At 43.7% G+C, this 11,740-nt stretch carries 11 protein-coding genes and 1 pseudogene; all 12 read left to right on the forward strand.

The genetic code is table 11. From position 1 onward, the window contains the following. Positions 1 to 6 precede the first annotated feature (6 nt). The 12 genes and pseudogenes from B5E62_RS05635 to B5E62_RS05690 all read left to right on the forward strand — a co-directional run bounded on the left by B5E62_RS05635 (position 7) and on the right by B5E62_RS05690 (position 11,551). Complete coding sequence (locus tag B5E62_RS05635; protein WP_087173640.1) at positions 7 to 1,347, forward strand: MATE family efflux transporter; 1,341 nt, start codon at positions 7 to 9, stop codon at positions 1,345 to 1,347. 22 nt (positions 1,348 to 1,369) lie between these two features. Then, positions 1,370 to 2,701 carry an MATE family efflux transporter gene (locus B5E62_RS05640; protein WP_087173641.1) on the forward strand — a complete coding sequence of 444 codons (1,332 nt, stop codon included), beginning with the start codon at positions 1,370 to 1,372 and terminating at the stop codon, positions 2,699 to 2,701. Between the two features lie 119 nt (positions 2,702 to 2,820). Beyond that, positions 2,821 to 3,189, forward strand: a complete 369-nt coding sequence (locus B5E62_RS05645) for an ACT domain-containing protein (protein WP_087173642.1) — start codon at positions 2,821 to 2,823, stop codon at positions 3,187 to 3,189. A 49-nt stretch (positions 3,190 to 3,238) separates the two neighbouring features. Next, the gene (locus B5E62_RS05650) at positions 3,239 to 4,066 is read left to right on the forward strand and encodes a LysR family transcriptional regulator (RefSeq protein ID WP_087173643.1); all 828 of its coding nucleotides are present in this window, start codon (positions 3,239 to 3,241) and stop codon (positions 4,064 to 4,066) included. A gap of 72 nt (positions 4,067 to 4,138) precedes the next feature. Further along, positions 4,139 to 4,438 (forward strand): annotated as a pseudogene (locus tag B5E62_RS05655) (HAD-IA family hydrolase); the annotation flags it as partial. A gap of 114 nt (positions 4,439 to 4,552) precedes the next feature. Beyond that, entirely contained in the window at positions 4,553 to 5,077 is a 525-nt protein-coding gene (locus B5E62_RS05660) for a GNAT family N-acetyltransferase (RefSeq protein WP_087173645.1), read from the forward strand. 182 nt (positions 5,078 to 5,259) lie between these two features. Beyond that, on the forward strand, positions 5,260 to 5,847 hold the full coding sequence (locus tag B5E62_RS05665) for a LysE family transporter (protein ID WP_087173646.1): 588 nt from the start codon (positions 5,260 to 5,262) through the stop codon (positions 5,845 to 5,847). A 480-nt stretch (positions 5,848 to 6,327) separates the two neighbouring features. Beyond that, positions 6,328 to 7,455: an ROK family transcriptional regulator gene (locus B5E62_RS05670; RefSeq protein ID WP_087173647.1), complete on the forward strand. Its 1,128-nt coding sequence runs from the start codon at positions 6,328 to 6,330 to the stop codon at positions 7,453 to 7,455. Between the two features lie 219 nt (positions 7,456 to 7,674). Then, positions 7,675 to 8,724, forward strand: coding sequence for an NAD(P)-dependent alcohol dehydrogenase (locus B5E62_RS05675; protein WP_087173648.1), 1,050 nt, complete (start codon positions 7,675 to 7,677; stop codon positions 8,722 to 8,724). A gap of 80 nt (positions 8,725 to 8,804) precedes the next feature. Then, positions 8,805 to 9,203 carry a VOC family protein gene (locus B5E62_RS05680; protein WP_087173649.1) on the forward strand — a complete coding sequence of 133 codons (399 nt, stop codon included), beginning with the start codon at positions 8,805 to 8,807 and terminating at the stop codon, positions 9,201 to 9,203. Between the two features lie 19 nt (positions 9,204 to 9,222). Next, positions 9,223 to 10,599 carry an MFS transporter gene (locus B5E62_RS05685; protein ID WP_087173650.1) on the forward strand — a complete coding sequence of 459 codons (1,377 nt, stop codon included), beginning with the start codon at positions 9,223 to 9,225 and terminating at the stop codon, positions 10,597 to 10,599. Next, positions 10,592 to 11,551, forward strand: coding sequence for a carbohydrate kinase family protein (locus tag B5E62_RS05690; RefSeq protein WP_087173651.1), 960 nt, complete (start codon positions 10,592 to 10,594; stop codon positions 11,549 to 11,551). The genes B5E62_RS05685 and B5E62_RS05690 overlap by 8 nt, the downstream gene beginning before the upstream one ends. The last annotated feature ends 189 nt before the right edge of the window (positions 11,552 to 11,740 follow it).

Consider the following 11,740-nt stretch of genomic DNA (forward strand, 5'->3'; position numbering starts at 1 on the left):
GAAAGTATGCAGACCAATAATAAAATGGCGGTTGCCCCTGTTGGAAAGCTCATTTGGCAAATGTCGATACCGCCGCTGATCTCCATGTTCCTGCAATATTCCTATAACCTGATAGACAGCGCGTTTGTGGCGCAGTTGAGTGAGAATGCACTAACGGCTGTTTCTCTGTCGTTTCCCATTACAACACTTATGAATGCGGCTTCTATCTGGATTGGCGTTGGTGTGAATGTGCTGATTGCCGGATATCTGGGAAAGAAGGAACAGGACAATGCGGATACGGTTGTCACGCACGGTTTGCTGCTGGCATTTGGAATCGGTGCGTTACTTAATCTCTTTGCGTTATTGATTATGAGGCCCTACTTTTGGGCATTTACCAGTAATGAAGAAATCTATCAGTTGAGTATCGCCTATATGAGCGTATGTTCGTTTATGCAAATACCAAATATGGTGCATATCGCAATCCAGAAGATGATACAGGCCACCGGAAATATGGTTGCTCCCATGTGGTTCCAGATTGCAGGAGTCGTTGTTAACTTTGTGCTCAACCCCATTCTGATTTTTGGCATTGGCATTTTCCCGGCTATGGGAATCCTTGGCTCTGCAGTGGCTACTGTCGCGGGCTATTTGCTGTCCATGATTTTGGCGTTGGCTCTGCTGCTGGGGAAAAAGCAGAAGGTGAAGGTAAAGATCGAAGGCTTTCATTTGCAGAAACAGATGATCGGCCATATTTTTGCCTTTGGCCTGCCATCTTTTATTATGAACGCCCTCAGTTCGTTTATGGTGACCTTCGTCAATCTGTTTCTGGTGGCGTATTCCGATACGGCGATCGCATTCTTCGGTGCATATTTTAAGGTGCAGCAGTTGATTGTTATGACGGTAAATGGCTTAATCCAGGGTTGTTTGCCAGTCATGCGGTTTAACTACGGCGCAGGGAGCAGCGAACGGCTGCATTCCGCTTTCCGATACGGAACTGCTTTGGTCACCGGCATGATGATACTGGGAACGTTGGCTGTCATCCTTTTTCCGGCGCAGATTTTGGGATTGTTTACGGCATCGGAAGCCATGCGCTCCTTTGGAATATCCGCTATGCGGATTATGGCGACAAGCTATCTGTTTTGCGGTCTTTCTACTATGATTTCCACCTATTTTCAGGCCACAGAAAAAGTAGGTTCCAGCATGGCAATTCAATTATGCAGGCAACTGCTTTTCCTTGTTCCATCCTTATGGTGTCTGGACAAATTGTTCCATCTGAACGGGATCTGGCTTGCATTTCCTGTTGCCGAAACTGCCACTTTGCTCGTTGCTCTTGTGATGATGGCATGGCATCGCCGCAAAAATATCTCATAACGTGTTCCAGGGAGGAAAAATGATGAACGACACTTTCATGAAAGAAAAGCCGGTATTACCGCTGATTTTATCCATGTCCCTGCCTATGGTGTTATCCATGCTGGTCAATTCCCTCTACAACATTGTGGACAGTTTTTTCGTCGCGCAGATCAGCGAGGAGGCTATGACGGCATTATCGTTGGTTTACCCGGTTCAAAATTTTATCAATGCTGCCGGAATTGGATTTGGCGTTGGGATCAATGCAGTGATCGCCTTCTATCTGGGCGCGGGGGATCATGAAAAAACGGATCAGGCCGCCACGCAGGGACTTGTGCTTGCCGTGATTCATGGCGTTGTTATGACAGTCTGCTGTATCGCCATCATGCCGGTTTTCCTGCGGATGTTCACTTCATCCGAAGCGGTCATTGAACTTGGCGTCCGCTATTCTATCGTTGCGTTCGCCTTTACGCTCATTGTTACCGTCAGCATGGCGTTTGAGAAACTGTTCCAGGCAGTAGGAAACATGAAGACAACCATGATCAGCCTGATGTGCGGGTGCATCACAAACATCGTCTTAGACCCCGTTCTGATTTTTGGCTATGGCCCATTCCCGGAAATGGGAATTGAAGGCGCTGCGCTGGCAACCGGCATCGGACAGGCTCTGACACTGGCGATTTACCTTGTAGTCTATCTTTTGCGGCCAATTCGCGTGCATATCCGCAGGCAGTACATTTTGCCCAGCAAAAAGATGGTCATCAAGCTGTATTCTATCGGCATTCCCGCAACCCTGAATCTTGCACTTCCGTCTCTTTTGATTTCGGCGCTCAATGCGATTTTAGCTGCCTATTCCGAAGTGTATATTCTGGTTTTGGGGATCTATTACAAATTGCAGACCTTCATCTATCTTCCGGCGAATGGCATTGTGCAGGGGATGCGCCCCCTGATCGGCTATAACTACGGTGCAGGGGAGCACAAACGAGTCAGCCAGATTTATCAGATTGTTTTGTGCATGAGCGGTATCATTATGGTGCTTGGAACCGCGCTATGTCTGCTGATCCCCGGCCAGCTGATAGGGCTGTTTACCCACACGGAAGCGACGATCCAGGCCGGGGAAACTGCCTTGCGCATCATCGGGGCCGGATTTATCGTCTCGGCGGTTTCTGTTACTTCTTCCGGCGCATTGGAGGGGCTGGGGAAAGGCACGCCCTCCTTACTGATTTCTCTTTGCCGGTATGTAGTGGTCATCATCCCGGCTGCGTTTTTACTCAGCAGGTTTTTCGGAGCAGTTGGCGTCTGGAATGCGTTTTGGATCACGGAAGCGATTACTGCGATCATTTCCCTTGTCATTTACCGCAAGGCAATCACAGGCCCGTGACGGCGGTCCGAAAGCCATGTACACCGTCCTTACTCCACCGCGCCGGATAAATTCCTGCTTCTCTAAGATGAGCAGCTATCGTATAATGGAGACAGTGACAAATGAAAGGAGGCACTACGATGGAAATAAAAAAAATCCATCAGGAATTTTCAGTATGTCAGGTAGAAGATTATTCCTTTGTAAATTTAGATTCCGAGTATAGCTTTATCGGGAAAACGGACGAAGAAAAATCTCTTGTTTGCCTCACAAGCGAAGTCCCGCCAAATGTAATTCGGCGTGATGATGGCTGGAAAGCGCTTCGAATTCAAGGCGTTTTGGAGTTTTCGTTGATCGGGATACTGTCTAAAATCGCAGCGATCTTAGCAGATCATAACATTCCGATTTTTGCAGTATCTACTTACAATACGGACTATCTTCTGGTCAAAAAGGAGAATTATGAGAAAGCGATACAAGCGCTTGAAGCCGCCGGATACAAAATAATAGAGTGACCGCACAGCGCGGTGAATCGAAATTTTCAGGAAGGATAAATCTACCGCCATGAAAGACATAGAAAACAGTTGTAAAATCGCATTGGTGCGGCAGGTAGAGAAAGAAGCGGGCGTGACTATTTTTACCCGCTGCCGGGCCGGTGTAGCGCTGACCAAAGAAGGGATGGAATTTTTGGGATATGCGCGTCAGGTGGTTCAGCAGATGGAGCTGCTGGAAGCAAAATACATCAACAATGAGCCGCCCAGGCAGCGGTTTTGTGTTTCCACCCAGCATTATACCTTTACAACGAACGCTTTCGTGGAGCTGATTCAGACATTCGGACAGGAGCGGTTTGAATTTATCCTCAATGAAACGCAGACCCACCAGATCCTGGAGGATGTGCGCAACCGATTCAGCGATATAGGCATCCTCTACCTGAGTAAGGAGAACGAGAGCGTTCTGACGAAACTGCTGGAAGAATATGATTTGCAATTTTACGAGCTGCTCTGTGCTTCCCCTCATGTGTTCCTGCGCAGAGGCCATCCCCTGGCGCAGCGCCCGTTGCTGAAACTGGAGGATCTGAAACCCTATCCCCGTCTGAGCTTTGTGCAGGGCAATTATGAGTCCGCCTATTTTTCGGAAGAACTGTTCAGTACTGTGCCAGTGGAAAAGAGCATCAAAGTCAGTGATCGGGCGGCCATTGTAAACCTGATGATCGGTGTCGATGGATATACGATCTCCAGCGGCATTTTCCCCAAATATTTGCAGGGGGACGACATTGTCTCCCTTCCATTGGATGAGCAGGAAACCATGCGGATTGGCTATGTCATCAACCGGGATAAGGAACTGTCCGAACTGGGCAGGATTTATGTGGAAGCCTTAAAAAATTTTCGATAGCCCTCATTTTGCGCCGTCTGTTCTGGTCCGGCGCTCCGGTCTGGGGCGTTTCAACGGACCTTATCTGCGCAGACAGCTCTGGTGCCGGGCGCTGACCATGTCCTCCGCTCTCTGTCCGGGAGTTTTCCGCTGTTTGCCGCATCGAACGGGATACTGCAGATGCAGCTTTCCCGTTTGAAAAGCGCCGGATTATTTTCGTATTTTTCTGATGTCTTCGTTTCTGATGAGATGGGTTTTGAAAAACCGGACAGCCGATTTTTTTCAAAATGTTTGCATCGGATTCATTTTCGCCCGGAAGAAGTGTTGATGGTCGGAGACAGCCTGCAGGCTGATATTGCCGGCGGAGCGAAAAGCGGTCTAAAAACCTGCTAGCTGAACAGGACAAAGAAGCCAAATCCATCCGATACGCTCCCCGACTATGAGATCCGGGGATTGCCGGAACTTTTGACTTTACTGATAGATAAATGAAGAATGAGGAGAGAACATATGGAAATTCGTACTGCAAATAAAGAAGATTTTTCGGAATTACTGTCTTTCTATAACAGGATGTGCAGTGTATTGGGGGAGCAGGATTTTCTGCCCGAGGGAGACAAAGGCGGTTTTCCGTCAGAAGAAATGATACGGGAATCTATCGCAGCGAAAGCGCAGTTTGTCGGGATAGAAGATGAGAAAATCATCGCTGCTTATATCATCGATCACAACTGTGATCCGGCATATCATTCTGTTCAGTGGCAGATAAATACAAAAACAGAAGAGGTTATGATCCTGCATGCGCTGCGCGTTCTTCCTGAATATAGCAGGCGCGGATATTCCAAACAGTTGGTCAGACATGCTATCCAGATTTCAAAAGAAATGGGACAAAAAGCAATTCGTCTAGACTGCATTGAAGGCAATGACATTCCTCAGAAAATGTATCAGTCCCTTGGCTTTCAATATATTGATTCTGTCAGGATCACGTATCCTGATATCGGAACGCCCAAAAAATTCCTTCTCTATGAGATATTGCTGTAAATCTCCGACTGCCATTTAGAAATGCTGTGTACGGATTTCTGTATTCCCGTCTGAAAACCTGACTTTGTCTGATACGGCGCCAGTCAATTACTTATAGGTTCATCCTATGTTATAGCATAGAATATCGATATTACCTATCGCTCTCCTTTCCGTGGTATGCTAGATTGGAAGGAGGTGGCAGAATGCCTGCCTATGTGATAGGTAATTTTTTTATTTTTTCTCTGATCAACGCGTTCACGCCGGGGCCGGGCAATATCCTGGCGCTGAATACTGTGACAAATTACGGATATAAAAAGGGACGGCCTTTGTTCCTGGGAATCTTCGCAGGATATTATGTCGTCCAGATTCTATGCGCTGTCTTTGTGTTCGGGCTGAGCAGTTTTCTGCCCGGTGTTCTGGGCGTCATGAAATACATAGGCGCAGTCTATATCCTGTTTTTGGCCGTTCACATTGCTGTCAGCAAGCTGCCGGAGGAAGATGCGGAAGCCTCCGCCTCGTTTTTGAAAGGCTTTCTGCTCCAATTCGTCAATGTAAAGATCTATCTTTTCGGAATCACAGCATTGACGGGCTATGTTACAGATTACAGCACTTCATTCTGGGTGCTCTGCGGCTTTGAACTGGTCATTGCTACCATCGGCTCTATCGCTACCATGACATGGGTAGGCATGGGGCTGCTGATCCAGACCTGGTATCGAAAATATTTCCGTGCCATTAACATTATTTTGGCGCTGACCCTGCTGGAGTGTGTGGTCAGCATCCTGTTCTCATAAAACAAGCGAAAAATAAAGAAAACACTGATATTTCCTGCATTTGCAGGCTGTATCAGTGTTTTACCTTTTCTGGCTATGAGGGAATATTCTGACTTTATAATACTCGGTCAGGATCATATTAATCTGCTGGGAACGTGTGCGGAAATTCTCTTTTGCGTCCTTGTCGATTTCGGCTACCAACTCTTTTGAAAGAGTTGTATAAACCTGTATATTGTTGGAACTGATAGCCATATAGCACCTCCGGTTAAAATTAATAACTGTATTTTATCATAAAAACAATGTATAAACAACTTTCAAGAAGTAATCAGGGCAGCGTAAAACTTCCGTTTCAATACTAATTAAATCTGATTGGTGGTATTTGTTGTTCTTTACTTTCCCAGATGTAACAGTAGTATACCGTGTCGAAATGGTGAAGTTGCTTTTTGGAAGGCGAGGTGTTATACTAAAGAAAACACTTTAATAAAGTATAGGCGGTATAACATGGAAAGAAAGCAGACAACAAACATAGAGGTAAAGAAAAAAAACAGAAATCGCATTTTCCGCTATATCTGCAAGCATGGAACGGTTTCAAATCCGGAGATTTCGTATGATATGAAGATGAGCCTTCCCACTGTAACGCAGATTACAAAGGAACTGATTGAGAAGGGATTAATTGAAGAAACCGGAGAATTGCAGTCTACGGGAGGAAGACGTGCAAAGGCGCTGTCGGTTGCGGTTAATGTAAAGCAGGCGGTTGGGGTGGATATTACAAAAAATCATATTGGTTTTGTACTTACCAACCTTACAGGTGAGATTTTAAAACATATGCGTATTTTTCTTCCCTATGCACATGAGGAGACGTATTATCGCAGGGTGAATGATGAACTGGAAGCTTTTTTGGAGGAAAGCAAGATTGATCGGAAGAGGATTTTGGGTATAGGAATTTCTTTCCCTGGAATTGTTGATTTAGACAGACAGTTGATTACATATTCACATATCCTTGGTGTAAAAATGATATCTTTTGGTTCCATAAGCAGCTTTTTTGCATACCCCTGCTGTTTTTTAAATGATGCAAATGCAGGAGCTTATGCGGAAGGAATCTGTTCCGATGAACGGAAACGGTTTTTCTACTTGTCTTTAAGTAATACAGTTGGAGGAGCAATTTTTGATCGTAATGGACTTGTACAGGGGGAGCATTTCCGATGCGGGGAAGTCGGGCATATGACTGTGATCCCTGATGGGAAAATATGTTATTGCGGAAAAAAAGGATGTCTGGATGCGTATTGCAGTGCAGCAATTTTGTCAGGTGCGGCAGAAGGAAAGTTAGGAAAGTTCTTTGAACTGTTGGAAAAGAAAGACCAAGGGGCAGCGGAAATATGGGATGTCTATACAGGTTATCTGGCTGTGGCATTGAATAACATCCATATGCTTCTTGACTGTGATATTATTCTGGGGGGATATGTGGGAAGTTATGTAGAGCCTTATTTATTGGATATATGGAATAAAGTATCAGAGCGGAATACATTTACAGAGGATCGGCAATTTGTAAATAGCTGCAGATATCAGGTTGGGGCAGCTGCACTGGGAGCAGCACTTGAAGTAATTGAAAATTTTATAAAGCAGATATAGGAAGCACACGATGCTTTAAAAGGAGATTTCAGAAATGAAATCTCCTTTTTTGATGCAGTTTTACTAAAATATAGAATGTGTTTTTGAGTATAATGACGAAATACCACTTGATTGATAGGAATGCATTGACAAAATTGTATAGGGGATATAAAATAAAAAACATAATAAAACTATTTAATAAAGTATAAATAAAAGTAAGCAAAAAAGGAGGATGCGACAATGGAAGGAAAAATGAAAGTTGCAGTCATGCTGGGAATCGGAAAAATGGGTTTTGAAGAACGGGAGATTCCAAAAGTAAAAGATGACGAGGTATTGGTAAAACTGGAATACGTGGGTATCTGCGGAAGCGACCTGCATTATTACGAAACAGGGGCAATCGGGGATTATGTGGTAGAGCCGCCCTTTGTACTGGGACATGAGCCAGGTGGAACGGTTGTTGAAGTCGGGAAGAATGTAAAGCATCTGAAAGTTGGAGATAGAGTTGCACTGGAGCCGGGAAAGACGTGCGGTCATTGTGAATTTTGTAAAACGGGGCGATACAATCTGTGTTCGGATGTGGTGTTCTTTGCAACGCCTCCTGTAGATGGCGTATTTCAAGAATATGTCGCCCACGAAGCAGAGCTGTGCTTCAAACTGCCGGACAATGTAAGTACATTGGAGGGGGCTTTGATCGAGCCTTTAGCAGTGGGATTCCATGCAGCAATCCAGGGAGATGCGCATCTTGGGCAGAAAGCTGTTGTCATGGGTGCAGGCTGCATCGGTCTTGTTTCCATGATGGCGCTGAAAGCCAGAGGAGTATCTGAGGTATATGTGGTGGACATTATGGAGAAACGTCTTGAGAAAGCATTGGAACTGGGGGCAACCGGAGTAATCAATGGGGCGAAGGAGGATGTCCTGGAACGGGTAAAGGAACTGACAGATGGAGCAGGTATGGATCTGGTAATTGAGACAGCAGGTACAGAAATTACAACAAGGCAGGCAATTCATATGGCTAAAAAAGGTTCCAACATTGTTCTTGTAGGATATAGCAAGACCGGCGAGATGACACTTCCCATGAGCCTTGTGCTGGACAAAGAACTGACCTTTAAGACCGTATTCCGGTACCGCCATATTTATCCGATGGCAATTGATGCGGTTGCGGCAGGAAAGGTAAACCTGAAAGGAATTGTAACGGATGTATTTAGGTTGGATGAAGCGCAGAAAGCAATGGACTACAGCGTGAATAACAAAGCTGATATTGTAAAGGCTGTTATTCGTATTGCAGAATAAGAGAAGAGTCAAAAGCAGGAAAGGCTGGCATGGCACCTGCATGGTCGTATCCAACAGGTGCCTGAAAAGGATAGATAAAGATGGAAAAGGATTTTAAAAAGTATATTACCGGATTACAGCATATAGGAATCCCTACAAATGACATTGAAAAAACAAAGGATTTTTATAGATTGCTGGGATTTCGGGTTGTTTTTCAAACTGTGAACCAGGAAGCAGATGAGAAGGTTACTTTCTTAAAGCTGGGTCATACGGTAATTGAGACTTATGAAAATAAACATGCAGCGATGGAAAATGGTGCGTTGGATCATATTGCGCTGAATGTTACAGATATTGAAGATGTATACAAATTGGTAACGAAAGCAGGATTTTCAATTTTGGAAAAGGGAATCCAGTTTCTTCCATTTTGGGAACGTGGGGTAAGATTTTTTACAATTACCGGTCCCAACAGGGAAAAAGTAGAGTTCAGCCAGTATTTATAAGTGGTAAAGGGGGATTGTAATGGATCAGAAAGATACAAACGTAAAAGTGCCGTTGATTAGTAAGATTGCATACGGCATGGGTGATGTAGGATGTAATTTCAGTTGGATGTTTGTAGGAAATTTCCTGATGATTTTCTATACAGACGTTTTTGGGATTGGTATGGGAGCCGTAGCAGGTTTGATGTTGTTCTCACGATTTTGGGATGCGATTAATGATCCAGTTATTGGTGGGTTAAGTGATAAAACGCATACAAAATGGGGAAGATACAGACCGTGGCTGCTGATTGCGGCACCATTGACAGCAATCGTATTGATTATGACATTTTGGGCACATCCGGATTGGTCGTCTACTGCCAAGATTATCTATATGGCAATTACTTATTGTATTCTTGTTTTGGGCTATACTTGTGTGAATATTCCTTATGGTACGCTGTGCGGAGCGATGACACAAAATATAGAGGAACGTGCTAAAATCAATACATTTCGATCTGTCAGCGCAATGATTGCGATTGGCATTATCAATATCGTGACGGTTCCGCTTATTGAGACCCTTGGTAATGGAAATGATAAAAGAGGATATTTGCTGATTGCTGTTTTATATGGATGTATTTTTGCAGCATGTCATATCTTCTGTTTTGCAAAAACGAAAGAAGTGGTGGAAGTACCAGAGAAAGAAAAAATTTCCATAAAGGTTCAATTAGGAACTGTGATGAAAAATCGTCCATATATGATCGCTCTTGCTGGACAGTTTCTGTTTGGTGTGACACTTTATGGAAGAAATGCGGATGCATTATACTATTTTACCTATGTGGAGGGAAACCAAGCACTATTTAGCACCTATTCCATGTTTATCATTCTTCCATCCATTATTGGTGCAGCATGTTTTCCGTTTGTATTTCGGCTTACGAATAATAAAGGACGGTCTGCATCCATTTTTGCACTGTTGACAGGAATTAGCATGTTTTGCATGTATTTCTTTACAGTCAGAGAAACCCCTGTTCCATTTTATATATTTTCCTGCTTGGCACAATTTTTCTTTTCGGGTTTTAATACTGCAATCTATGCTATTGTTCCGGACTGTGTGGAGTATGGTGAATGGAAGACAGGGCTTAGAAATGACGGATTTCAGTATGCGTTTATTTCACTGGGAAACAAAATCGGAATGGCGATTGGAACTTCCGTGCTTGCAGGAATTTTGGGTATGTTCGGATATGCTGCAAACCAACAGCAGAATGCAGCTGTACTGTCAGTTATTAAGCATTCGTTTACAACGGTTCCGGGGATACTTTGGATTATAACGGCTGTAGTCTTGTATTTCTATCGTTTAAATAAGAAAACATATAATAAGATTGTGCATGAAATACAGGTAAGAAAGGGAGAGAACAATCATGTATGATGTTGTTGCATTAGGTGAACTGCTAATTGATTTTATTCAAAATAGCAGCAGTTCCAATGGAAATCCGATATTTGAAGCAAATCCAGGAGGAGCGCCATGTAATGTATTATCAATGTTGGCCGGTTTGGGCTATAAAACCGCTTTTATAGGGAAGGTGGGAGACGACTACTTTGGGAAAATGCTCGGGAATACGATCAAAAGGATTGGTATTTCTGATGAAGGCTTGATTTATGATAACGGAGCGAATACTACACTTGCAATTGTTCATACGATGGCAGATGGGGACAGAGACTTTTCATTTTATAGAAAACCAGGGGCTGACATCATGCTGGAGGAGAAAGACGTTTGTAAAGAATTGATTGAACATTGTCGTATTTTTCATTTTGGCTCCCTTTCTTTGACCGACGAACCGGCCGCTTCAGCGACAAAAGCTGCTGTTACTTATGCAAAAGAGATAGGTAAATGGATTTCTTTTGACCCTAATTTAAGAAAACCATTGTGGATTGATTTGGAACAGGCAAGGGCAGCTATTTGGTATGGAATAAGAGAGTGTGACATTCTGAAGATTGCTGACGATGAAATAAAATGGCTCACTGGAGTAAATGATTACGATCAGGGTGTAAAGATAATAAGGGAACATTCCAAGGCAAAACTGATTAATGTGACATTAGGTAAAAACGGAAGCATTTCATACTATTCCAATAAAAAAATCTTTGGTCAGCCGTTTCTCAGCGAAGATACAGTTGATACTACAGGGGCAGGGGATACGTTTTGTGCCAGTGTTCTTGCTTTTATATTGGAGAACGGATTAAATAATCTGGAAAAGGACCAATTGGAACAGATGCTGTTGTTTGCCAATGCTGCCGCATCTATTGTTACAACTCGGAAAGGTGCGATTTGTTCTATGCCAAATAAAGAAGAGGTCTGCGCTCTTATTGTTAATCGTATTTGATTAATTGGATGCAATACATAGGTAATCCGTTAAGTTGTAATGCAAATTAGAAAAGCAAATAAATGGATATGGGTAGTGTCAAGTAATCTATGAAAAAATAAGTCATAAAAAATAGGCTCAGAAGAACCTTGAAAATTGCAGATATTGATATTGAAAAGCTCTCCGAGGGCTCAGGGCGCTGCCCTGAGA

Source organism: Lachnoclostridium sp. An118 (assembly GCF_002160985.1).
GTDB lineage: Bacteria > Bacillota > Clostridia > Lachnospirales > Lachnospiraceae > Claveliimonas > Claveliimonas stercoravium.

Excerpts from the sequence above, each read along its gene's own strand:
- B5E62_RS05685 (WP_087173650.1), top strand. The coding sequence starts at position 9,223 with ATGGATCAGAAAGATACAAACGTAAAAGTGCCGTTGATTAGTAAGATT.
- B5E62_RS05645 (WP_087173642.1), top strand. The coding sequence starts at position 2,821 with ATGGAAATAAAAAAAATCCATCAGGAATTTTCAGTATGTCAGGTAGAA.
- B5E62_RS05650 (WP_087173643.1), top strand. The coding sequence starts at position 3,239 with ATGAAAGACATAGAAAACAGTTGTAAAATCGCATTGGTGCGGCAGGTA.
- B5E62_RS05665 (WP_087173646.1), top strand. The coding sequence starts at position 5,260 with ATGCCTGCCTATGTGATAGGTAATTTTTTTATTTTTTCTCTGATCAAC.
- B5E62_RS05640 (WP_087173641.1), top strand. The coding sequence starts at position 1,370 with ATGAACGACACTTTCATGAAAGAAAAGCCGGTATTACCGCTGATTTTA.
- B5E62_RS05675 (WP_087173648.1), top strand. The coding sequence starts at position 7,675 with ATGGAAGGAAAAATGAAAGTTGCAGTCATGCTGGGAATCGGAAAAATG.
- B5E62_RS05670 (WP_087173647.1), top strand. The coding sequence starts at position 6,328 with ATGGAAAGAAAGCAGACAACAAACATAGAGGTAAAGAAAAAAAACAGA.
- B5E62_RS05635 (WP_087173640.1), top strand. The coding sequence starts at position 7 with ATGCAGACCAATAATAAAATGGCGGTTGCCCCTGTTGGAAAGCTCATT.
- B5E62_RS05660 (WP_087173645.1), top strand. The coding sequence starts at position 4,553 with ATGGAAATTCGTACTGCAAATAAAGAAGATTTTTCGGAATTACTGTCT.
- B5E62_RS05680 (WP_087173649.1), top strand. The coding sequence starts at position 8,805 with ATGGAAAAGGATTTTAAAAAGTATATTACCGGATTACAGCATATAGGA.
- B5E62_RS05690 (WP_087173651.1), top strand. The coding sequence starts at position 10,592 with ATGTATGATGTTGTTGCATTAGGTGAACTGCTAATTGATTTTATTCAA.